The organism is Mesobacillus boroniphilus JCM 21738 (assembly GCF_000517385.1).
Taxonomy (GTDB): Bacteria; Bacillota; Bacilli; order Bacillales; family Cytobacillaceae; genus Mesobacillus; species Mesobacillus boroniphilus.
Window position 1 is genome coordinate 51807 of sequence record NZ_BAUW01000005.1, and the last position, 24615, is coordinate 76421.

Below are 24615 nucleotides of genomic sequence, written 5' to 3' on the forward strand. Positions count from 1 at the left end.
TCTTTGACTTCATTGCGCGGACCGAAACGTCTCGAGGGGTTAGGCGCTGGAGCTAGATTAAGAATACTACATGTAGTTATCCACAACTAAATAAATTTTATAGTTTCCTAACCAATAAAAAAGCGCCAATTCCCCTTACGGATTCGGCGCTTCATCATTGTTGTAAGAACTTGTCCGTGAATTATTTCTTATACCAGCCCATCCCCATCGAACCTTCTCCAAGATGGGTTCCGATGACCGGACCGAAGTAGCTTAACATAAATTCAACATTCGGGAACTGAGCTTCTAACTCGCTTTTCCATTCAAGTGCTTCTGCTTTACGATTGGCATGGATGACAACCGCCCGGTACTCACCGCCGCTGTTCGCATCTTCGGCAAGCAATTCGACGACACGGTTCATCGCCTTTTTACGCGTACGGACCTTTTCATACGGTACAATCTTCTTGTCCTCAAAATGGAGCAAAGGCTTCACCTGCAACAGGCTTCCAATCAGCGCCTGGGCACTGGACAATCGGCCCCCGCGCTGAAGATGGCTTAAATCATCCACCATGAAGTAAGCACGAATGGATTTCTTCACTTCATTCAAGCGCTCGATGATTTTCTCAGGTTCAATTCCTTGCTCTGCCAGCTCTGCAGCTTCGAGAGCATAAAAACCCTGAACCATTGCGCTGATCTCAGAATCAAATGGATATACTTTTATACCCTCTACCATTTCGCCTGCACTCACTGCCCCCTGGTAAGTGCCGCTGATTCCGCTGGAAAGATGGATGCTGATTACTGCATCGTATTCCTTGGCCAATTTTTCAAAAAGCGTCACAAACTCACCGATTGGCGGCATCGAAGTCGTCGGAAGATCACGCTGTTTCACTTCCTCATAAACCTCTTCCGCGCTGATGTCTATTTCTTCTCTATATGTCTCATGATCAAAAATCACGCTTAACGGAATCATGTGGATATTCCATTTCTCCCGCAAATCTTTCGGGATGTACGCAGTGCTATCCGTTATAACTGCCGTTTTCATTATTATATTACCATCCTTATGTTTTTCTCTACAGTTTGTACAATCCCATTTTATATGAACTTTATGCAAAATGCATTCTTTCGGGAAAACTATTTTAGTAAAGGGTTAATAAATCCTATTAGCAAAGAAATAACCGCTTTCTCTCCTGATTTGATAGAAGACACTCCCTTTGAATACAATCTCTTTTTATCGATAAATCAATCAAATAATAGCTAACTCCACAAAAAAAACACTCGCAATCGATTGCACAGTGTCACAAAATTAAGAGACATATTGGTTTTCTAAGCTCTCTAGGCCACGATTACATATTTCTTCTATCAGCATTTCAATAAAGGTCTCATCCAAATTCAATAGAGTAGCCTTTTGGTAAGCTTCTATCAATTTTTCATCTGTCAGTTCCCATAGAGAAGATATTTTGACCACCCCTTCGTTTTACTTTCCCTAATTATATCGGAATTTGTTAAGGATTTGTAAATCTCTGGAGGATTTTTTGTCGCATTTTTCCACCAAAAAACGACAAAAACCACATCTGTCTTGTCGACAAATGTGGTTTTTTAGTTTTATCTGATTTCTACCCAGCCATTCTTAATTGCGACGACCACAGCCTGGGTACGGTCGTTTACGTTCATTTTTTGCAAGATATTGCTTACATGGTTTTTGACTGTTTTTTCGCTGATGAACAGTGCTTCGCCAATGCCTCTGTTGCTCTTTCCATCTGCCAACAGCTGGAGGACTTCACATTCGCGGCGTGTCAGCAGGTGAAGAGGCCGGCGAATCTCTACCGGGGATATGTACTTATCCGATCCGCCTTCATCAGCGGATAATCGGCGGTATTCTTTTACAAGGTTGTGCGTTACACGAGGGTGAAGGTATGATCCTCCATCTGCAACGACTTTAACTGCTTCAACCAGTGCATCGGCATCCATTTCTTTTAATAGATAGCCTGTTGCTCCTGTTTTCAAAGCATGGGTCACATAGTTCTCATCATCGTGAATCGATAATATGATGACTTTGGAATCAGGGTACTTTTCAATCAATTCTTCTGTTGCTTCAACACCATTCACATTCGGCATATTGATATCCATAATGACTACGTCCGGCCGATGCTGATCTACAAGTGAGATAGCTTCGCTGCCGTCGTCACCTTCTGCCACTACTTCGAATGTTGGTTCAAAATCAAGGATCCGTTTTACACCTTCTCTGAAAAGTTGATGGTCGTCAATAATGACAATCTTTGTTGTCATAACATTCGCCTCCCTTTACGGCTTCTAACTCTTTTATCTATCTAATTTTATATTTCTATAGATTCATTGGAATTTGGATGATGACTAAAGTCCCTGTGCCAATTTTGGAATGGATGTTCAGTTCGCCATTGAGCAGCTCCACCCTTTCCCTGATTCCAAGGATACCAAATGATTCAGGTTTGGCTTCATTGACATCAAAGCCTCTGCCATTGTCCTTTACCACTGCCATTACCAGGTCTCTTTTTATCTCCAGCTTAACCTGGATGATCGTTGCATTGGCGTGCTTCAGCGCGTTTTGTACCGATTCCTGAATCATCCTGAACAGCGCAACTTCATATTTGGCATGGAGCCTTTTATCCTCACCCATATTTGAGAATTCTATTTTTGTCGTCTTATGATAGTCTTCGATTGTCTGTAAATATTTTTTGAGGGTAGGAACCAAACCTAAATCGTCAAGAGCCATTGGCCTCAAATCGTAGATGATTCTCCTGACCTCATATAGTGCCGAACGAACCATCTTTTTCATGTCTTTGATCTCATTGATCGCTTCACTTGCGCTGCGTTCTTTATAGATTTTCTCTATAAGGTCTGATCGCATCATCACATTCGCCAGCATTTGTGCGGGACCGTCATGGATCTCACGGGAAAGCCTTTTTCGCTCATCTTCCTGGGCTTCGATGATTTTCAGGCCAAAATCCTGCTTCTGCTTCGCGGTTTCAAGTGCTTCACCCATTTGTCTGATATCGCTCATCAAATAATTCATGACGACGGTTATTTGAGAAACAAGGTGTTCAGCCTTTTCAATTGTTTCACTTAACCCTAGAAGCCTTCGTTCAAGATCATCCCGTTTTTCCCGAAGCTGTTTTTCAATCTGCCTGTTAAGCGTCAGTTCCATTTGGAGCTTATGAGCAACCTCATATGCCTCACGGACCTGCACTTCCGTATAATCCTTAAAGTGCTTGCTTACTTCTGACAGCCTTTTTCTCGCTGCTCTTACCTGGGTATCAAGAAAGTCACCTTCATTGATCGTTTGGGCAACCTTTCGTTTAATTTCTCTCAATTCATCTGTAATCGACTCATAATCCGAGCGGCATTCCTCGCCAATTCGAAAAATTTCGTCTTTACTTTCGCCAACGGTTTCTATCATTTTTTCAAGAATCAGGTCAAGTGCTTTTGAGTCGAACATTTTAATAACCATTTAAATTCCCCCACGGGTGGCACACATAGATATTTTATCGCGAAACATGGATGGTTACTAATTTCAACAAGAAAATCATGCCAATTTTGATAAAAATCGTCATAAAGACACATAAAGGATTTACCATTCTAAGTCTTATATCCTATAATTTTAGGAAATAAACTCCTCAATGAAAATTAAAACATTTTTCCGAAAATATTTATTGGAGATTCCCCTACTGGTAGGACCACTAAACATTATAACATCCATACATTTTTACTGTATTAAAGTTATATTACAATCATAAGACAAGAATTGTCCGATGTATGGCTTAAACTTATAATGAATTGTAGCACTAAATAACGATAACGAAAACAAGCACTATGTCAAAATGACCATATAGAGTATTGGGAAATTTTCAAAAGAGAGGACCGAACCTAATTGCTTCCAACTTATTATACAGTTACAGGCTATGGAGAAAATGAATTCGAGATACAAAAATCCCGGTTCATAGCATATATAGATAGAGCGGAAACAGAGGAAGAGGCCCAAGAATTCATCCAGTCCATCAAGAAAAAAAACTGGAACGCGAATCATAATTGCTCTGCCTACCTTATTGGCGAGAATGACCACATCCAGAAGGCCAATGATGATGGAGAACCAAGCGGCACTGCCGGTGTCCCAATCCTTGAGGTTTTAAAAAAGAAGCATTTAAAGGATACGGTTGTTGTAATCACCCGCTACTTCGGCGGCATCAAACTTGGAGCCGGGGGCTTGATTCGCGCTTATGGCAAGGCAACTTCGGAAGGAATCCGAACTACTGGTATAGTGAAGAGAACATTAACAAGTATAATTCATGTCTCGATGGAGTATACTTTGCTGGGGAAAATAGAAAATGAATTAAGGTCTTCTATTTATACTGTAAAGCAAATTCATTACAATGAGCTAGTTGAATTCGAAGTGTACGTTAAGGATAACCAAAAAGAAGATTTTAAAGAATGGATGGTAGATTTAACAAATGGCAAAAGTACTTTATGGGAAGGCGAAATCACTTACCTTGAAGAAGAAAGTAGCATTTTAGACAACTAACCCATATTTACTATTCTTTTTTTATCCTATAAAATAAAGTATTGTGCCAAACATTATTCCATATAAAAGTAGGGATTAATATGTCCAAGACGAGAATGGGAAGGAAGAAACGCAGAGCTAAACGTTTTATCCGCGTTACCCTCTTTCTTTTCCTTTTAATATCATTTGGGGGATTATCATACTATGCATTTGATTTGTTTTATGATGCTAAAGAAGCAACGGATAGCATATATGAAAAACTTTCGTCAGAAGATGAAGACGGAGTAAAAGAGAATATTAGAGTAACAAAAGATCCTTTTACTATATTATTAGCAGGAATAGAAAATCAGGATGGCGGAACAGGACGGTCGGATGTCTTGATGTTAGTTACAGTCAATCCAAAAACGGAAGAAATATATCTTTTGAGTATTCCACGAGATACGAGGACGTATATTCCAGATGCCGGATATGACTCAAAAATCACTCATTCATACGGACATGGCGGCATATCAGCGACTATGAAAACTGTCGAAAATATGCTTGATGTTCCTATCGATTACTATATCACAACAAATTTTGATGGATTTGAAGATGTCGTCGATACACTTGGTGGAGTAACAGTAGATGTGCCTTTCACATTTAAAGCTCAGCTTACAGGCAGCTTGAAGTGGAAAACATACAATGAAGGAGAAATGGACCTCAATGGGAATGAAGCTTTGGCTTATGTTCGAATGAGAAAATCTGACCCTAAGGGTGACATGGGGCGAAATGAAAGGCAACAGCAAGTCATAAAAGCAATTATCGACAAAGGAACATCTTTCAAATCAATAACCAAGGTTGATGATATTATGAATGATCTTGGCGAAAACGTCAGGACTGATATACCACCAAGCAAATTTGTCAGTTTCATTCAGCTCTATTCTAAATTAAAAGACAATAATATCCAGAACTTATCGCTGAAGGGCTACGATGATAATATTAATGATGTTTATTATTATATCCCTGATCAAGCTTCTTTAGATGAGATTAGCCAGAAAGTAAATTATACTTTGGACAAAAGATCAGTCGTTCACGAAAGTCAAAATTCGGATAATGATAATGAATAATTTGTAGAAACCTTTGATAGGTTTCTTTTTTTGTCTAATTTTCGGTTAAATTTACCATTTGGGAATTCTCTATATATTCTTAACCTAGATTTTTTTTGTCCGATAAAAGTCTATGAAGCATCTATCATCCTATCTGTATGCAAATATTACCAAGACAACTAGCACTTTATTACGATTGGAACATTTGTCATATTTTGATAGAATGTGTAATTGAAGCGAAAAATACCAAACGGAGGGATAATGTGAAAAAATTACTAGCTTCTTCAGTCTTGTCAACCGCTATCCTTTTTCCTGTTCTTGTGAATGCAGAAGACTTAGCTATTCCTGCTAATATGGTAGTAGACCAGAAGGTTGAAGTCCGAAAAGGAGCTACTACAAATTACCCAGTTGTTACTAACCTTTCGTCAGGTCAAAATGTCAAAGTAGTCGATGAATTCACCAATTCTATAGGTGAACTCTGGTACCGAGTTGATTTGGGTACTTCTTATGGCTGGGCACCCGCGACTTACTTTGTCAATACGACAGCAACAATCCAAATAGGGTCATATGCACTAATCAAAGAGGAAACTGTCAACGTCCGTAAAGGAGCGACCACATCTTATGAGATTGTGACTAAGCTCTCCAAAGGGACCACAGTAAAGGTAATTGATCAGTTTAAGAATTCCAGAGGTGAACTTTGGTATCGAATTGAGTCGGGTGACATAAAAGGATGGGTTCTATCTACTCTATTAGAGCCAAAGCCAACAATTAATCCACCAACTCCACCAAGCGATCCTAGCCTTCCTGCCATTGGTTCCTATGTTTATAGTTACATAGATAAACTGGATGTCCGTAGAGGCGCAAGTCCTTCTTATGCTGCCGTAGCTTCTCTGTCACTGAATCAGAAGGTAAAAGTAGTCGCTCACTTCACTAACTCAAATGGTGATTCCTGGCTAAGAGTAGCAGTGAATTCAACCTCAATGGGATGGGTTCCAGCAAAGTCTGTTGGAACGACAGCCGCAATTAACGAAACATTATATGTTTCAGTAGATATTGCTAACTTGAGAAATGGCCCATCTTTAAATGATGAGGTAATTGCACAGGTTGGCAAAGGGACAGTTCTTAAAGCTGTGACGGCTCAGCAAAATTCAAGCACAGATATTTGGTATAAAGTAATAACACCATCTAATCAAACTGCGTGGATTCATTCTTCTATCGTATCGAAGACAGCTCCTGCTATTGGAACAACTAAATATATTGGCACAAAGAACGCGGCAATGTATTCTGGTGCGACCTTCCAATATAAAGTTACTGAGCGACTGACTTACATGAGCAAAGTAACAGTTTTAAAAGAGTTTGTAAATTCATTGGGCCAAAAATGGGTTCAGATTAAAAGCTCTACTGGAAAAACCGGTTGGACTCCAGCATATGAAGTAATATCGTCCACAAAGGATTACCAATACCTTTACGCGCTAAATAACTCAGTAATTAGAAAAGGTGCTTCTACTAAATATGCCGTATCTGCATACTTAAAAGAAAATGAACCTTTGATTGTGTTAAATAAACTTGGAAACTGGACAAATGTTGAAACTTTAAACGGAGTTAGAGGGTGGATTGACAATTCACAAACCTCCCAGGTTTCCCTAAAAAGGCTCACCTCCCCAATCATTTCAACTGTTGAGGGAATGCCAAATATAACATGGAATAAGACGACTGATTTTAACTTTACTTATTCTATGGTTTCAAACCAATTAAAGTTATCTGGTGGATTAACTGATATTGAAATTCCAAGCAGCAAAATACCAGGTATTTCTTCAATTACTACTACTGCAATTGGTAGTAATGAAGAAGCAGTCGTTCTTTCATTTGAACCAGGATATACTTTCACAATACGTAATCATCAAAATAAGGTGACAATCAAAGTACTCCCTGCTGTCCTGTCAGGCAAGAAAATCATTATTGACCCAGGTCACGGTGGAAAAGATTCCGGAGCAGTTGGTCCAACTGGCCTGAAAGAAAAGGATGTCAATCTGGGAACCGCATTACTCCTTAAGAAAGAACTAGAGAAGTTTGGGGCCACTGTTAAGCTAACTCGCAGTACGGATGTATTTTTAGAACTGGAAGAGCGAACTGCTATTGCTAATTCAACTGATTATGACGCTTTTATAAGTATCCATGCAGATTCATACTCTTCAACGTCTTATGGTACATCAACATTTTACAACAGTTCCGTCAACTTCAATGGACCAAAGAGTAAAGTATTAGCTTATGATATTCAACCATACCTTGCTTCTTCACTCGGTACCCATAACCGTGGTGTTCTAGAAAAGAACTTTTATGTGAACAGAATGAATGAGCTATCTAGTATTCTAGTAGAATTAGCTTTCATTTCAAATCCAAAGGAAGAGGCAATGTTAAAAACCAACAGCTTCAGACAAAAGGCAGCTGAAGGGATAAGAAAAGGCCTCCAGGAATATTTTTCTAAATTATAAGGGTATTTTCTCTATTGGGTTTAAGTGTTAATCTACTAATATAGACAGGGTATTATAAGTATAATACCCTCTTCTTTTTGGTATAAACATATTTTAGGAGGATTAATAAAATAATGAATCACACAAAAAAATTATTAGTCGCTGGTATGATTACAGTTGGAATGGGATCAGGGGCATTTTTATTTACCCCAAAGGAAATGGATGCTTCCGGAAATGTCGTTCTTGCCAGTGTTGATTGGGTTACAAGTCAATTAAATCCAGTAAATTCAAAAATATCCGAGCTAGAGTCCAAACTGGCAGCACAACAACAAGAGATTAATAATCTAAAAGCACAAATTGGCAGTACAACGAACCCGCCGACAACTCCTCCTACAGGCCAATTGCCTTCTGTTGTATATGCTAAAGGTACTGTATCAATCCATTCAGGGGCAACTAAGGATTATAAAGTAATCGCAACAAAGACAGCAGGTTCCAGTCTTAAGGTTGTTGATTCATTCACTGGGTCTGCAGGTCTATGGTACAGAGTAGAGCTTTCATCAACAGTGAGAGGATGGGTTTACTCTGGTGATATATCGACGACAAAACCAACTGCCACTGTACCAACACAAGTGGTGACCACAGGTGATGTTCACCTTCGCAAAGGAGCTACAACATCATATCCTGTCATTGAAACTTTAAAAGCTGGTACAACCCATAAATATATCTCAACGTTTGTGAATTCTGCAGGAGAAAAATGGTATAACATCCAAACAGCTTCTGGTAATAAAGGATGGGTATTCAGCGGTTTAAGTGAGGTGAAATAACTTGAAAAAAATTGCAGGTTTTTTGGCTTTTTTCATGTTATTCTCACTTGCACCGAGAATGATTGAAGCAGCAGAGCCAGTTCAATATCCAAATGAAGTTCAAGTATCCGTTTTGCTTTCTTCTAATTTTCCTATGTTATTAGATGGGACTTACGAGCTTCATAATATTGATAATAATTCCAAAACTGTGATTCCACAAAACACGAATCTATCAGTTAAGAGTGATAGTACTGGAATTACAGTAAGTTATCCAGGGTTTAGCAAAAAAGCAAAAAATGGTTTTAATTTAAGAGAGTTAAAAGGCTCAAAAAAGTTAGCAATATTTAACTCAACGACTGAAATGAGAAGAGGAGCCTCTACTTCATATGAGGTCGTTAAGACGTTTAAATCTGGTGAAAGTGCAGATTACAATTTCTCATTTACGAACGGTTCTGGTGAGTTATGGTATAACGTAACATCCGGAAGCAGTACTGGCTGGATATTATCCAAAACTGCAACTCTTTCTGAAGTTCCTTCTCTTGCAATTGCAAAAGTGAACAATAATCTTTCTTATAGGGGCAGTTTTTATTTAGATCCAAATGGTTCCCAAGTCCAGTTAATCAATAAATTGGACATGGAGGATTATCTAAAAGGCGTTGTGCCTAGTGAAATGCCAGCTTCATGGAATATGGAAGCGTTAAAAGCACAAGCGATAGCTGCCCGAAGCTATGCAGCCAATATGATGATGCTGACGAGTACAGCTGCTAGTCAAGTATATCGAGGCTATACTGCTGAGACTACAAGAACAAACACAGCGATTAAAGAAACCACAGGCTTAATGGTGAAATACAATGGCAAGCCAATCCAGGCGTTTTTCCATTCGACAAGCGGCGGGAAAACAGCAAACGTAGGTGATGTTTGGAATTCAGACCAATCATACTTCCCATATTTAGTTTCTGTTCCTGATCCTTATGAAAAGGCGCCATTAAGTAATTGGAGCGAAACTTTTGCTGCAAGCACGATTGTACAAAAATTTGGTTTTAGCAGTAATGCACAGTTACTGAATATCACCTTAGACAAAAAGGGTGTAAATGGTGAAGTAAGAGGAGTTACCGTACAAACCTCAGAAGGAACAAAAACGATAACAGGGAATGAAAATGTAATCAGAAAATTATTCCCTTTGAATAACTCGAGTGTATACAATATGTTGTATTCCAATTGGTTTGATATTGCCGATCTATCCAAATCAGGCGGGAGTGTATCAGTCCAGACCTCAAGCGGATCAATGACCCTTGACGACCTCAAAGGACAAACAGTTCAAACTTCAAGTGGACGCATCACGTTAAGTGATTCCAAGGTTTCGATCCAGACATCTAATGGCATCATCACAAATGAAGGAAGCGGCATCTCCTCCATTACCTTAGAAGGCAAAGGCTGGGGCCACAGAATCGGTATGAGCCAATACGGAGCAAAAGGCTTCGCGGAAAACGGCTACACAGCCACCCAGATTATTACACATTATTTCAAGGGTACAACCGTTTCAAAATAATATAAACAAACAAGGGCCAGGCCCCTACTAAAGTAGGGGCCTGGCCCTTGTTTGTTGTTCTATTTGATATTTTCCAACAGGTTGTCGACGATGCTTTTCCATGAGTATTGTTCGATGGCTAGTTTTCGGCCGTTTTCGCGCATTTGTTTATATTCGGCTTCGCCTAGTTCTGCTAATTTAATGGTCATTTCTGCCATAGCCGCTGGGTTTTCTGGCTCAGCGATTTTACCGCAATTGTATTCTTCCAGGATAGATGCACTCTCACCGCTGCCACAGTATAAAACAGGGGTGCCTGTAGAGATGGCTGGAAAAATTTTAGAAGGCCTTGCTCCTTTGAACAACTCAATATTCCTTAGGGATACGATACTGAAATCGGCTACTGAAAACATTTTCGGCATCTCTGAGACAGGAACAGAACCATAGAAGGTAACATTAGTGAGATTTAGGTCATCCTTCATTTTCAGGAGCTTTTCCCTTTCCTGCCCATCTCCTACGAATAGAAAATGAATATCAGGATGAGTATCTTTTATCAGTGCTGCTGCCTCTAAAACCGAATCTAATCCTTGTGCATATCCGAGAGTACCTGCATACATAAATACTTTCTTACCTACTAACCCTGTTTTGTCAAGAATATCCTGATTCTTAGGCAAAGGGATAAATGTATCCGTATTAACACCATTTGGAAGTAAAAATACATCTTCTTCCTTCTTCCCTTTTTTCACCATATAATCTTTAATTCCATCGGTGGCCGTGGCAATTTTCCATGACTTCTTATAGAGGAATAACTCCAGCTTTTCCGCCAATTTAATAAAGGTTTTATTTTTCAGTATTCCTAGTTCAACAGCTGATTCAGGCCAAATATCTGCTATATTGAATACAAACTTTGCCCTTTTTATTTTAGCTCCCAGATATCCTGTGATACCGAGAAATAATGGCGGAGAATTACAAATGATGACATCTGTAGGCTTTGATTTAAAAATCGAGTAGAAAGCACTGAATGTAAACGAAAAGTAAGACGCAAGTCTCTTCCAAAAGCTTCCCTTCGGAGAAGGATAAATCCAGGAACGATGGACCGGAATACCGTCCCACATTTCAAACTTATAAAACATTCCCTGATACTCTTCAGGAATGACTCCTTTAGGGTGATGTGGAAAAGCGGTCAAGACTTCCACCTGGTGGCCTCTGTTAATCAGTTCCCTGCTAACTTCATAAACTCGAATTTGAGGGGCGCCGGTTTCCGGGGGAAAGTGCTGGCACAGGTAGATGACTCTCATTCTTCCAACTCCATTACTTCTTAATAATTTCCTGTAGATAGGCTTCCAGCTTATCCTTTAACTCTGGTCGCTTTAAGGCAAAATCTATTGAAGCTTGCAAAAAGCCAAATTTATCCCCGACATCATAACGGTGACCTTTTAAAATATAAGAGTAAATAGACTCTTTATCAAGCAAGCGATCAATGGCATCAGTTAACTGAATTTCGCCTTTTTTATCCGGGCCAATTGTCTCTAGCATGTCAAAAATAGCTGGAGTCAAAATATAACGGCCTACAATTGCCTGTGTTGAAGGGGCATTATCTATGTCAGGCTTTTCCACTAAACTTTTAACCTTAAATAATTCTCCTTGTTGCCCGAAATATTCAACAATTCCATACTTATTTACTTCTGACCTCGGCACTTCGTTACATCCTAGTATACTGCTTTGAACTTTGTCGAATTGATCCATCATTTGGCGCAGAGCCGGTGTCTCACTGTCCACGATATCATCACCTAACAGGACAGCAAAAGGCTCATCTCCAATAAATTTCTTCGCACACAGAACAGCATGTCCAAGTCCAAGTGGTTCCTTTTGGCGAACGTAATGAATATCAACAAGGTTTGAGATATCCTCTACAATTTCCAGCATTTCATGTTTTCCAGTACGTTCAAGAAGCATCTCGAGTTCCACAGATTTATCAAAATGGTCCTCGATGGCCCTTTTATTTCGACCTGTAACAATTATGATATCTTCGATTCCCGATTGAACTGCTTCTTCAATAATATACTGAATGGTCGGCTTATCGACGATAGGAAGCATCTCTTTCGGCTGGGCCTTTGTTGCCGGGAGAAAACGAGTACCTAAACCAGCAGCTGGAATCACCGCTTTTTTAATCATGATCTCATCCCCTTTTCCAAAGTTTGACTATACAATTCCAACATTCCATTTGCATTATCAATCCAGTTATAATGCTGCTTAACATGTACAACCCCATTGGTTGCCATCCTTTGGCGCATCTCTTGATCCTCAATCAGTTTCAACATAGCTTCCGAAAGTTTTTCAGGGTTTTCTTTTGGTACGACAAAACCAGTTTTCCCTTCTATGACGACTTCTGGAAGTCCACCAACATTCGATACCACAGGCGGGACTCCGCAGGCCATTGCCTCTACCGCTGCTACACCAAAGCTTTCACTATCTTCTGTCGATGGTACGGCAAAAATGCTCATTTTGTTAATATAATCCGGCACCTTGTCATTTGGTACTCTTCCAGTAAAAGTAGTGGCGTGACCAATACCAAGTCTTTCGGTTAATTCTTCATATTCCTTTTTTTGAGGTCCATCACCAACTATAAGCAAATTGGATTCTTGATATTTTTGATTAATTAACGCAAAGGCTTGGATTAAATCTGCGATGCCATATTTATCAGATAGGGCCTTAACAGTTCCAATTGTTAAGACTCCGTCTTCTTTTAATGATCCATTCGGTTGAAATTTATCAATATTCACCCCAAATGGAGTAACAAAGACATTCTTGCTAGTATATTTATTTGTTTCCTTCGCCATAATATGGCTTGTTGAACAAATAACATCAGCTTTATCCAAGGTGTATTTTACAATGGATTCATTCATTTTTCCCATCTGAGGGAATTGGAAGATATCCCTTCCCCAAACACTTACATAATAGGGGTGAAAATTGGCTAATGCACCAACAAAACCGTAGCTCGATACATAGTGAGCATGGAGGATATCGGGTTTGAACTCTTTTATGATTTTCTTAAGAGCGAATACGCCCGACAGATAGGAAAGCTTTCCTGGGAGCATTTTGGTAAGAATCTCTGTGTCAACCTCCTTGGCATTTTCCTCTGAATGGTGGTCTGCAAAAGTAACAACCTTCACATCAACGTTTACACTTTTATAAAACAATGCCCATTTATGAGTATGGATTGATTTTCCTGGAGCTAATAATAAAATTCTCATAGTTCCTCCTTTAAAAGGGCATTTTCAATCATTTTGACCCTTGCCAACCATGAATGTTTCTCCATAAAAGAATCCTCGATATTCCTGCGGAATCCATTAGATTGAATCGTCATCTCTTTAATGGCATCCGCCATGGATGAAGGTTCATCTCTGCAGATAATCCCATAAGAACCTGACTCAATAAAATCACTTTGAGCATCACAATTTGTCGCTACCACAGGCAGCTTGTTAGATAGATACTCAACTAACTTTACAGGTACGGAAAAGTCATTATAAGTGCTTTTATAACGTGGAATAAATGCAAAATCCATTGATGTATATAAATCATTTAAAGCATCTCCACTGACATGCTTAATAGAGATTCCAGACTGGTTAATACGTGCTTTCTTTTCTTCAGGTAAATGGTCAAATTCATCTTCTCTGCACACTACAGTAAGATCGCACACTTTTTGTTCCTTGTTTGCGAGCTCTAATGCATCCAGAAGTAAAAATAGCCCATAGTTTTCATTATTTATCCCGCCTACATACAGACCTTGTTTTACAAGGTTTATGTCCCGTTGCGCGTCGAGATCCCTTGCCTTACCTCCAGGCGGCAAAGCAATCTTCGTCCGGTCTATATCTACATACTTACCCATTGCATCACTTGGTAAAAAGATTACATCACAATATTTTTGATAAAAACTTTCTTCCATGCGATAGACGCTCTGCATAATCGTCTTTTTTACTCCCTTTAATGGGTACAGCTCGTCAAACTTCCAATAAACGTCGCGATAGAACACTCCAACTGGGACATTCTTTTCTTGAAGATACTTCATTACCTTATAATCGATGAATGGATTTTTCGGCTTATGCCCAGGATCCGTCAGCCAAAAAGGAATCGTCTGGTTTTCCATATAGCAAAACAATACTTCATCCAGCTTTCCTTCTTTTAACCAATTTGTGAATAGAGCAGCCCTTTCATTTGAATGGCCTGACAACAGGAGGATTTCTATATTATTCTGTTTCCCCCATTTTAGGAAGGCTTTGTACATTTCTTTTGGCCTTAACTTAGAACCACTATTTGCATTTTTCGCTATTTGAAATGGATAATAGAGCAAGACTGATTTCATTTGGTATCTCCTTATAATTCCGTTCTTGATTTTCTCCGGAGCCAAAAACTGGACAAGTCAATTTTAAGCCGAATAACCAGTAAAATACCTGTAAAAAGGCCTGTTACCAAGAACCAAATCGGATTGAACAGGAAATCGGAAAATCCCCCTACAAGTGTTCTTGGAATATTTATTGAGAAATAAACAAATAGACTTAAGAAAATCGGGTTCTTTGGCAATCTTAAAAAAACAATGTATAAAATCTGTACAAGAAAAGCTACATACACTGTACCAGCGATAATTCCAATATATCCAAAATTAGCAAATGCTTCAGCAATAAACAATGTATTTAAAACACCGGCTGTTCCTGCTTCAACTTTTTCAGGAAAAGCAATCGACATGACGAGCCGAGCTGATTTTACCTGTTCAATATCAAAAATCCCCAGAATGATTGATGGCATGCCCCTGCCATCTAAAAATGGAATTGCTTCTCCGAACATATTAAGGTGCAGGAAGGTAGGCGCTATTTGTGCAAAAATCAGCCTTCCGATCGGGCCAGAATTTATGGACAAATAAGAATTTACGTCTGTAACCCCTTGGATAACGACATACATTCCTATCAATAAGATAAGTCCGATGGATCCCCAGCTTAAAAGTTTGGCCCAAGTAAATTTGATTTTCCCCACATACATTCTTAATAAAAGAAACATAATGATGTAGAAAAAGATGGGCGATTTAGCCAGGTCATAGGTCGTAATTAATATAGTTCCTCCAAATAAAGCCAAAAATAATAAAATCCACTTTGCTTCCCCTGTTTTCACCATATAAACATAAGCAATAAGAGACATAAGAGGCGTGAGTGCAATAGCGAAAATATTTCTGATTAAGACATTCCCGCCAAAATTTCGTTGTGCTTCAATCCTTAATTCCCCGGGTGACATATCAGTGGTACGCAAAACTAATTCAAGAATTGGAATATGGGAAGTTTTCAGCATCGTGTAAGCTATAGCTGCAAGGGATATGAATGAAAGCCCCGCAAAGATCCAAAAAAACTCACTTCTTTTACCAAATGGCACAACAATTTCTTTACGCAAATAGGAGTCTAATTCTTTTTTAGCATTGAAACCCACAAATTTTGAAACAATGAACATAACGAGCGGAAAAACGACCATAACAAAACTCACAGCCACAAATCCAATCATTCGGTATTCTTCATGGGTTAATTTATTTAGCATATAGTATCCATCTGTATCCGTTGCTATGAACAAACTGCCTATATAGCTGGAAATAAAGAATGAATAATAAAAAATGATTGAATTCATATTAGGCTTTAAAAGAGAGAGGCTCCCAGCAGACCTTTTGAATAAGTATACCGAAGCCCCCAGGACAAGGAGCCAGATGATGAAAAACAGCATATGCTGACCGCCTTTTTATTTTATTTTTCAAGTAGTTCAACAATTTTCTCAGAAGCATGACCATCGCCGAAGATTTCACGGTACATCGGATTAACATCTTTACTGACCGCTTCTAAAATTTTATCGACAGAAGTACCAACAAGAATATTGGCATCTTCCTCTAAAGTTTCAACCCATTCAGTCTGTTCCCTAACGGTTACACACGGAACCTTCATGAAGTATGCTTCCTTTTGGACTCCGCCCGAATCGGTAATGATTTTTTTGGCGCTTGCTTCCAAAGTTAACATATCTAAGTATCCAACTGGATCGATAACTTTTAAATTCGGTATCTCTTCAAGCTTAATACCATAACTTTCAAGCTTATGCTTCGTTCTCGGATGGATCGGCCATACTTTAACATCATCAATTTTCGAGAAAGCCTCGAGAATATTTTGCATATTTTCAAGGTTATCTGTATTTTCGGCACGATGGATGGTAATAAGGTGATATCCCTTTTCCTCTAGGGAATGCTCATTTAAAATATTCGACTTTTCCGATGCTAGCTTTTTGTTATAGAGAACTGCATCATACATGACATCTCCAATATTAAATACATTATGAGTGATGTTTTCATTTTTCAAGTTTTCAATAGCTGTATTTGTTGGGCAGAATAAGAATTCCGATACATGGTCAGTCATAATTCGATTGATTTCTTCCGGCATTTTCTTATTAAAGCTTCGAAGTCCTGCCTCAATATGAATGACCGGAATATGTAGCTTTGCTGCCACAAGCGCACCTGCAAGCGTAGAGTTGGTGTCACCATATACCACTAGGCAATCTGGATTTTCTTCAAGCACGATTTCTTCAATCTTTGCAAGCATTTCTCCAGTTTGTTTGCCGTGATGCCCTGACCCGACAGCTAAATAATAGTCAGGCTTTGGTATATTTAACTCTTCAAAAAAGATCTCAGACATATTACTGTCGTAATGCTGTCCTGTATGGATAATTAACTCTGTATGCTTTTCACGCAAAACACGTGAAACTGGAGCAGCCTTAATAAATTGTGGCCTTGCACCTATAACCGTAATAATTTTCATAGGAAGGATTCCTCCAATAATTGTTCATCTAAAGACATTTTTATAATGAGGATGAAATTAAATTATATTTTATAGCTTGCCTAATGTTGGCATTAATCATTCTAAACAGGATTTTCGGATGCTTTACGCCGGAAATTTTATCGACTCTACTTGCAGCAGTAATAAAAATTAAATATATCCATGCCCCTCCAATATAAATCCAATTCAAACCCTGCTCTTGAACATAGATAATCGCAATGACGGCAATTAGCATGTTCAGAAATAAAAAGGCCATTTTCCCAAATGACACTGGCACATAATATGCTTGCTGGCTCTTCCGGAAAATAAAGATAATCGCTACCATGTATGCGATTAGATAAGCAGCAACCGCTCCCCAAATTGAGAATTTAGGAATCAGCACAATATTCAGGATTGTATTGATGACTGCCACCATTCCAAAGGTAATGGAAATTGTTGTTGTTTTTTTCGTAAAAAACAATCCAACAGAAATGATCAGATAATAAAAATTCAAGAAGGTAGCAGCTGAAATTAGCGCCACATATTGATATGCATTGTAATACTCTTTACCAAGAATACCGATGACGAATGGCATAATTGTAGCAATACCCATGACACCAAATATTCCTATGATCAGCAATGCCAAATATATCTTCGAAAACAATAGAGGACTATCCTTCTTATCCTTTAGGGACATTGAATAGGGTCTCCATGCCATTTGAACTCCACTTGTTAAAAGTGTAATGACAGTGGCAAGCCTTGTAGCTGCTCCGTACACTCCTACCTCTTCCATTGATTGAAATTTCCCCAAAAAGATGATACTTGCATAAGCGATCACCCAGAATGCCAGGGAAGTTGGGACTAATGGAGCCGCATACTTAATGATTTCTTTTAGAGAATCAAAATTGATTTTCGGTTTTAAATATGCAGAGGATGTAATGATCAACGGAACAAGTATGAGTATGACACTGACTAGTCTGCCGAGCAGAATGCCCTCAGCCGATGTCACGAAGTACTTTAAGAATATGTACGAAAGGATAGCAATCAAGAGCATTTTTCCCACAGTAAAGATAACAACTTTTTTGGTTTTGAAATCGAAGCGCATAACCATCAGTATGACGATAACCATGGAATCGACAAAGAGAACACCCAGTGCCAAGTATAAAAGGTCAACATGCTGAGAGCTTCCCAAAATCATCTCAGATATCAAAGGTCCACTAATTAATACCAGTAAACCAAGAATACCAACAATGAAAAGCCTGAAATACATCACATTTCGGACATACTCCAGCTTTTTATCTTTTTCTTTCGTTTCAAAATAATAAAATGCGAGAGCTGAGTCAGTGCCGAATATGACAAGGAACGTCAGCATGGCAGTGACAGTATCTATAGTTGTTAGCAAACCATATTTTTCACGTGGTAAAAAGTTGGTATAGATCGGTAGCATAATAAATGCAATTAACTTTGTACCAATGTTCATAAATGCGTAAAGGAGCGAATCCGCTCCTAAACGCTTAAATTGGGCCAGCACCCTATAACAACTCCCGCTCATCAACCATGCGGACAAACTTAGCTGGAATGCCTTTAATAAGGGTTTTTTCTTCTGTATCCTTCGTTACCAGTGCACCTGCAGCGATAAACGTCTCTTCAGCAATTGTTATACCCGGAAGAATGATGGATCCCCCGCCAACACGTGCTCCCTTTTTAACGGTAGCACCTTTGATTTTATCAAAGCGTTCTTCCGTTCTTCCCATAAAATTATCATTAGTTGTAGTTACACAAGGAGCGATGAATACTTGCTCTTCAAGAGTCGTATAAGCAGTGATGTAGGAATTGGACTGTATTTTTGTCCGGTCGCCAATTTTCACATAGTTCTCAACAGTGACACCACGACCAACAATAACAAAGTTGCCAATTTCCACATTCTCCCGGACACTTGCAAGATCAGCAATCAAAGTATTGGTTCCAATTACAGCACCTCGGTAGATAACAGAGTTTGCTCCAATTGTTACATCTTCACCAATTTCCAAGGCAGGAATTGAATCAGACAACTTTACTGTACTTGTTTTTGCTGGCTTGGGGCCTTTTCCAAGAACAGCGCCGTCAGCGATAGTTGTATTATCGCCAATGACGGTACCTTCATGAATAGTAACCCGATTTCCAACAATAACATTCTTGCCGATTTTAACATCCTTTTCAATTACTGAAAAATAGCCAACCTTTACGGAATCATCTAGTGAAACTGAAGGATCGATGAAATTCATAAAAATTCTCCCTTGTAATTAGACATTATAATTTACGGTATATATTGGGCCTTTGGACATCCTTAAGTGCATTTCTAGTATCAAAAATTACCTGGCTTTCCTGGGCAATCATTTGATAATCGAAATCAGAGTGGTCAGTAGTAACAAGAACTAGGTCTGCTTCATTCAATAATTCTTTTGACATTGGGACTGTTTCAACCATCCTGTCACAAGATCTAAATGAAGCTACATATGGATCCACAACAGTATAATCTGCACCGTGCTGTTCAAGCAGCTCAATAATTTTTAATACTGGTGATTCACGGACATCATCAATATCTTTCTTATACGCCACTCCAAGAATGGCGATTTTTGAACCTCGAAGCGCTTTTCCACTTTCATTCAAAACTTGCATTAAGCGTGTGATCACATACTCTGGCATTGAATTGTTAATCTCTCCAGCAAGTTCAATCAAGCGAGTATGATAATTATATTCACGCGCTTTCCATGTTAAATAGAATGGATCGATCGGGATACAGTGACCTCCAAGTCCTGGACCTGGGTAAAACGCCATGAACCGTATGGCTTGGTTTTAGCAGCATCAATAACTTCCCAAACATCAATCCCCATTTTCTCACACAAGATTGCCATTTCATTCGCAAGAGCAATGTTAATATGTCGGAATGTGTTTTCAAAGATCTTCTCCATTTCTGCGATTGCTGGACTGGAAACCTCAAAAACATCTCCCTCAAGAACGTTTCGATATAAAGCGGAAGCCACTTTAGTACAGTTAGGAGTTATACCACCGACCACTTTTGGAGTATTTTTAGTTTTGAATTGTTTATTTCCCGGATCTACACGTTCCGGAGAATAGGCGACAAACACAGTTTCCCCTGTAACAAGGCCTTTCGCTTCAAGAACAGGCTTAACGATTTCTTCTGTTGTTCCTGGATATGTTGTAGATTCAAGAACTACAAGCATACCTTCATGTGCATATTTTGCAATTTCCTTAGCAGAGCTTTCTACATATGAAGTATCTGGCTGTTGATAAATATCCAACGGTGTTGGAACACAGATGGCAGCCGCGTCCACTTCTGCCATGCGTGCGTAGTCCGTCGTTGCAACCAGTCTTCCCTTTTCTACCATATCAGCAAGATCCTGGTCGACAACATCACCGATATAGTTGATTCCCATGTTCACCTGCTCGACACGTGAGGGCTGAACATCAAAGCCAATTACTTTATATCCAGCCTTCGCTTTTTCAACAGCAAGAGGAAGACCTACATAGCCTAAACCTACGACAGCAATTACGGCCTCTCTTTTCTCAATTTTATCTACTAATTTCTCGAAATTGTTCATGGTTTTATCTCCTTTAGTTTATTAAAGATTCAGCTGATTCAAGGATAGCAAGAATTAATTTTACTGGCGCATGGCCATCGTGTCCAGTAATAACTGGTTTGCGATCTTCCTTAACAACAGTAACCATATCTTCTATAATGCATTGATGCCCTGGCTTGCCAAAAGGATCTGCTTCAATCTCCGTTTTTATTTTGTCTGATTTTTATTTGGTTACATCTTCTATACCCCATGTTTCCACATAGTTTTCATTCCTGACACTTATTTTAACAGAATCTATATCACCAAATACAGCAATAGACTCTTCAAGAATGCTTGGATAGATAATTGTAGAGCTTGCCCAGTCCAATTATTGTAATATTAATCCTTGTTGTAGTACCTCCTTGCGTCTTCAATGTATTTCAAGAGGATAAGAATAGCAAATGCCAACACGAAGCCCAAAATGAGGCCGGCTGCGATGCTTTCTTTTAAATAAGTATCCGCTTTAGTCGTTTCCTTGTTCAGGACTTCTGGAGGCTCGAAGAAGGAAATGGTTCCCATCATACGATGTACAATCGCTTTTTCCTCTGCAATACTTTCTTCTGTTTTAATAATTAGCTCTTTGGTGTCATTATATTGACTAGGAGTCGATATTTGTTCCTCTAGCTTGTCCATATAGTGTTCCAGAACTTTTTCTTTTGCTTTATAGCTAGCTTCGAGGTCAAATACATACGGCACGGAAGCAACCAATTGTTTGTCATATTGCTCATCCAGCCTTTTATAATATTCAGAGACCATTTCTTTGAGATCATTTTCCACTTTTGCTTTTGATTTGCCTTTCAAAGTGATTTTTACATTACGCTTTCCACTGACAAAAACATCCACTTTAGGGTTTATTTTTTCAAAATCAGCTTCCAGGTTTTTAGGACTTGTTAAATCAGGCGTTTCGATGCTCCCTGTATAAACAAAAGCAGTACCAGTATAACCGTCATTCCCTTTTAAGGCATAAACTACCCCAGCAATTAATAAAGTAGTTAGTATAGGAATCAATAAAAAGTAGTTTTTATGTTTCCAGAAATACAAAAGATATTCATAAAGAACAAACCGCTTTTTTTCTTCTGTCAATACAATACCCCATTCCTATAGTAGTCCACAGTAAGAAAACGCCCCCGAAAAGTTGGCGGCGTCATCATGTGATTATTTTCCGAAAAATTCCGCGATTTTCGCCACAACGTATTCTTGTTGCTCTGTTTTAAGTTCAGGGAACATCGGTAACGAGAGAGCTTCACTTGCTGCTTTCTCGGATAATGGGAGGTCTCCCTCTTTATAGCCAAGATTCTTGAAAACTGGCTGAACATGAAGCGGAAGCGGATAATAAATCATTGTCGCAACGCCCTGTTCCTTTAAAAACTTTTGCAGCTCATCACGTTGTTCCACTCTGATAGTATATTGATGGAATACATGGTAGTTGCCTTCTTTTTCAACAGGAGTTGTGACAAGGTCCCCAAGTTTTTCATTTAAAAGGTTGGTGTAAGTGGCCGCTTTATCCCTACGGAGGCTGCTCCACTCATCCAAATAGGGAAACTTCACATTTAAGACAGCTGCTTGCAGTTCATCCAGTCGGCTATTATACCCTAGAACATGGTGGTAATATTTAGGCTTACTTCCGTGTACGCGGATTACACGGCAACTTTCAGCAGTTTCATCATCGTTAGTAACGATCATACCGCCATCACCATATGCTCCGAGGTTTTTAGTTGGGAAGAAGCTATATGTTGCAGCAGAGCCTAGCTCACCAACGGATTTCCCGTTTTGTTTTGCACCAATAGCTTGTGCTGCATCTTCGACAACGGCAAGGTTATTTTTACGGGCAATTTCAGCAATTCTTTCCATATCAGCCATCTGACCGTATAAGTGTACAGGAATGATAGCCTTTGTCTTTTCTGTAATAGCTGCTTCGATTTTTTCAGGATCGATATTGAACGTTACTGGATCGATATCAACATATACAGGAGTTGCTCCAGCTCTAACGATAGCTCCTCCTGTAGCAAAAAAAGTGAACGGAGTAGTAATAACCTCATCTCCAGGACCTACTCCAAGAGCCTGCAAGGCAATATGTATTGCGTCACTACCATTCCCACAGCCGATCCCGTGGGTTACATTGCTATATTTAGCTATGTCTGCTTCAAGCTTTTTTACACTTGAACCTAAAATGAATTGTGAAGAGCTCATTACCTGATCCATCGCTTCAATCACTTCGGTTCTAAGACCTTGATATTGCTCACTTAAATCTAACATAGGAACTTTCATTATGAGTTACCCTCCAAAAATATAAAATCATCGATTAGTTTATCACAAATTTTGCATTTACACTCGTGCAACGTTTAAAAAATAGCAACTAGATTTTTTCCTATTCTGGTATATAAATGTTATTTTGGTGCATACTATCCTGTGAATGGGAAATATTGAGCAAACCTTCGGATAAAAATTCTTCAAAGAACCGTTTGCCGCTTTGCAGCAACAAACGGTTCTTTGAGATTATAATCAGGGTCGATAGAAAGACTTTTTACCCGTCAACTTGCTATATAAGTTCAATATTGGTCTGTATTTGACATGGACAATCCCTATAAGCTCAGCAAGCACTTCAGTTATAACCAACAGGCCGAAGATGATAAATACTGTACCCCATAAAGTGGATTCTGAAACAAGAATGGCACTAATGCTGAATAGAAGTCCAAAGCCGTAAATTGATAGTACCGTTTTACGATGCGAAAGTCCCAAATCTAAAAGCCGATGGTGCAAGTGCGACTTATCAGGAGCCGAGATAGGGCGTTTATTGACGATTCTTCGGATAATTGCAAAGGTTGTGTCAAAAACAGGTACACCTAAAATGATAACAGGAACTAAAAAACTAAAGAGTGTAACACTTTTGTAAAGACCCAGTAAGGAAAGGATCGATATTGAATATCCCAAGAAGAGAGCCCCCGTATCACCCATAAAGATTTTAGCAGGATGGAAATTATAGAAAAGGAATCCTAAAATACTTCCCAATAAAATAATTGAAAACATGAGTATCAACATTTTTCCACCCATAAAGGCTAATACAGCAATTGTCGCAATACCGATAGCTGATACACCAGCAGATAACCCATCAAGCCCGTCGATCAGGTTAATCGCATTTGTAATAGCCACAATCCAGAAGACTGTTATTGGATAACTCCAAAATCCCAATTCAAAGTCTCCTACATAGGGAATAGTTAACAAATCAATCGTTAACCCGCTGCAAACAATGACAGCAGCTGTTAAAAGTTGACCCGCGAGCTTAACTTTTGCGGATAATTCATATTTATCGTCAAGCATTCCTATTATTACAATTAGAATGGCACCGACACTGATTGCGGTAACTTTTTGATTGTATAATCCCCCGGCAAAATAACCAGCAACTACTCCAATGAAGATGGCCAAACCGCCAAGGCGAGGCATGATTTTTTCATGCACTTTTCTTTCGTTCGGCTTGTCAATTGCCCCAAACTTCACAGCAAACTTAATAACCAAGGGAGTAATTATCAGGACAGTAACAAATGAAATAAAGAAAGCTAAAATAGCTTGAATATGCATTGATCATCACCTTAGTTTAGAGGTTTATTTTATTCTTTTCCCAATCATACATATCGTAACACATATCTTTTTATTATCAACGATTTTTTAATTGGCACGAATGAAATCATAAAATGTTGTATATTGTAAAATTAGCACCTTCGACACATATCCTTTATCAATCCTCATTTCCCCGTTTCGACAAGTGTTTAAACA

Annotated in this window: 22 protein-coding genes and 1 pseudogene; 5 read left to right on the forward strand and 18 right to left on the reverse strand. The window is 38.9% G+C overall.

The window, feature by feature from the left end; translation table 11 throughout:
* Nucleotides 1-181: 181 nt before the first annotated feature.
* From JCM21738_RS02940 to JCM21738_RS02950, 4 genes are all read right to left on the reverse strand, one after another.
* Nucleotides 182-1021, reverse strand: a complete 840-nt coding sequence (locus JCM21738_RS02940) for a DegV family protein (protein ID WP_023613747.1) — start codon at nt 1019-1021, stop codon at nt 182-184.
* 261 nt (nt 1022-1282) lie between these two features.
* Nucleotides 1283-1444, reverse strand: a complete 162-nt coding sequence (gene sda, locus JCM21738_RS22965) for a sporulation histidine kinase inhibitor Sda (protein ID WP_081742020.1) — start codon at nt 1442-1444, stop codon at nt 1283-1285.
* A gap of 137 nt (nt 1445-1581) precedes the next feature.
* Nucleotides 1582-2265, reverse strand: a complete 684-nt coding sequence (locus JCM21738_RS02945; protein WP_023613746.1) for a response regulator — start codon at nt 2263-2265, stop codon at nt 1582-1584.
* Nucleotides 2266-2320: 55 nt separating this feature from the next.
* Nucleotides 2321-3463, reverse strand: coding sequence for a sensor histidine kinase (locus JCM21738_RS02950; protein WP_023613745.1), 1143 nt, complete (start codon nt 3461-3463; stop codon nt 2321-2323).
* 420 nt (nt 3464-3883) lie between these two features.
* On the opposite strand from JCM21738_RS02950, the gene JCM21738_RS02955 reads away from it, so the two are divergent.
* The 5 genes from JCM21738_RS02955 to JCM21738_RS02975 all read left to right on the forward strand — a co-directional run bounded on the left by JCM21738_RS02955 (nt 3884) and on the right by JCM21738_RS02975 (nt 10418).
* Nucleotides 3884-4531, forward strand: a complete 648-nt coding sequence (locus tag JCM21738_RS02955) for a YigZ family protein (RefSeq protein WP_023613744.1) — start codon at nt 3884-3886, stop codon at nt 4529-4531.
* 80 nt (nt 4532-4611) lie between these two features.
* The gene (locus tag JCM21738_RS02960) at nt 4612-5616 is read left to right on the forward strand and encodes an LCP family protein (protein WP_023613743.1); all 1005 of its coding nucleotides are present in this window, start codon (nt 4612-4614) and stop codon (nt 5614-5616) included.
* 242 nt (nt 5617-5858) lie between these two features.
* Nucleotides 5859-8087 (forward strand): N-acetylmuramoyl-L-alanine amidase family protein, encoded by a 2229-nt coding sequence (locus JCM21738_RS02965; RefSeq protein WP_023613742.1) that lies wholly within the window; start codon nt 5859-5861, stop codon nt 8085-8087.
* Between the two features lie 113 nt (nt 8088-8200).
* Nucleotides 8201-8890, forward strand: coding sequence for an SH3 domain-containing protein (locus tag JCM21738_RS02970; protein WP_023613741.1), 690 nt, complete (start codon nt 8201-8203; stop codon nt 8888-8890).
* A gap of 34 nt (nt 8891-8924) precedes the next feature.
* Nucleotides 8925-10418 carry a SpoIID/LytB domain-containing protein gene (locus JCM21738_RS02975; protein ID WP_232215855.1) on the forward strand — a complete coding sequence of 498 codons (1494 nt, stop codon included), beginning with the start codon at nt 8925-8927 and terminating at the stop codon, nt 10416-10418.
* A 59-nt stretch (nt 10419-10477) separates the two neighbouring features.
* Here the strand turns inward: JCM21738_RS02975 and JCM21738_RS02980 are convergent, their stop codons facing one another.
* From JCM21738_RS02980 to JCM21738_RS03035, 14 genes and pseudogenes are all read right to left on the reverse strand, one after another.
* Complete coding sequence (locus JCM21738_RS02980; RefSeq protein ID WP_023613739.1) at nt 10478-11692, reverse strand: glycosyltransferase family 4 protein; 1215 nt, start codon at nt 11690-11692, stop codon at nt 10478-10480.
* A 13-nt stretch (nt 11693-11705) separates the two neighbouring features.
* Nucleotides 11706-12569 carry a UTP--glucose-1-phosphate uridylyltransferase GalU gene (galU, locus tag JCM21738_RS02985; RefSeq protein WP_023613738.1) on the reverse strand — a complete coding sequence of 288 codons (864 nt, stop codon included), beginning with the start codon at nt 12567-12569 and terminating at the stop codon, nt 11706-11708.
* Nucleotides 12566-13648, reverse strand: coding sequence for a glycosyltransferase (locus JCM21738_RS02990; protein ID WP_023613737.1), 1083 nt, complete (start codon nt 13646-13648; stop codon nt 12566-12568). Before JCM21738_RS02990 ends, galU begins: the two co-directional genes overlap by 4 nt.
* The gene (locus tag JCM21738_RS02995; protein ID WP_023613736.1) at nt 13645-14757 is read right to left on the reverse strand and encodes a glycosyltransferase; all 1113 of its coding nucleotides are present in this window, start codon (nt 14755-14757) and stop codon (nt 13645-13647) included. The genes JCM21738_RS02990 and JCM21738_RS02995 overlap by 4 nt, the downstream gene beginning before the upstream one ends.
* An 11-nt stretch (nt 14758-14768) precedes the next feature.
* Nucleotides 14769-16151, reverse strand: coding sequence for an O-antigen polymerase (locus JCM21738_RS03000; protein ID WP_023613735.1), 1383 nt, complete (start codon nt 16149-16151; stop codon nt 14769-14771).
* 20 nt (nt 16152-16171) lie between these two features.
* Complete coding sequence (gene wecB / locus JCM21738_RS03005; protein WP_023613734.1) at nt 16172-17227, reverse strand: non-hydrolyzing UDP-N-acetylglucosamine 2-epimerase; 1056 nt, start codon at nt 17225-17227, stop codon at nt 16172-16174.
* 40 nt (nt 17228-17267) lie between these two features.
* Entirely contained in the window at nt 17268-18755 is a 1488-nt protein-coding gene (locus tag JCM21738_RS03010; protein ID WP_081742021.1) for a lipopolysaccharide biosynthesis protein, read from the reverse strand.
* Nucleotide 18756: 1 nt separating this feature from the next.
* Nucleotides 18757-19488, reverse strand: coding sequence for an acyltransferase (locus JCM21738_RS03015; RefSeq protein WP_023613732.1), 732 nt, complete (start codon nt 19486-19488; stop codon nt 18757-18759).
* A 25-nt stretch (nt 19489-19513) separates the two neighbouring features.
* Nucleotides 19514-19909, reverse strand: coding sequence for a UDP binding domain-containing protein (locus tag JCM21738_RS27005; protein ID WP_369385608.1), 396 nt, complete (start codon nt 19907-19909; stop codon nt 19514-19516).
* Nucleotides 19910-19972: 63 nt separating this feature from the next.
* A pseudogene (locus tag JCM21738_RS03020) lies at nt 19973-20826 on the reverse strand (nucleotide sugar dehydrogenase); the annotation flags it as partial.
* A gap of 202 nt (nt 20827-21028) precedes the next feature.
* On the reverse strand, nt 21029-21172 hold the full coding sequence (locus JCM21738_RS24130; RefSeq protein WP_023613730.1) for a hypothetical protein: 144 nt from the start codon (nt 21170-21172) through the stop codon (nt 21029-21031).
* Nucleotides 21173-21183: 11 nt separating this feature from the next.
* On the reverse strand, nt 21184-21927 hold the full coding sequence (locus JCM21738_RS03025) for a hypothetical protein (RefSeq protein ID WP_023613729.1): 744 nt from the start codon (nt 21925-21927) through the stop codon (nt 21184-21186).
* A 72-nt stretch (nt 21928-21999) separates the two neighbouring features.
* Nucleotides 22000-23112 carry a DegT/DnrJ/EryC1/StrS family aminotransferase gene (locus JCM21738_RS03030; RefSeq protein ID WP_023613728.1) on the reverse strand — a complete coding sequence of 371 codons (1113 nt, stop codon included), beginning with the start codon at nt 23110-23112 and terminating at the stop codon, nt 22000-22002.
* A 234-nt stretch (nt 23113-23346) separates the two neighbouring features.
* Complete coding sequence (locus JCM21738_RS03035; protein ID WP_023613727.1) at nt 23347-24420, reverse strand: glycosyltransferase family 4 protein; 1074 nt, start codon at nt 24418-24420, stop codon at nt 23347-23349.
* Between the last annotated feature and the right edge of the window lie 195 nt (nt 24421-24615).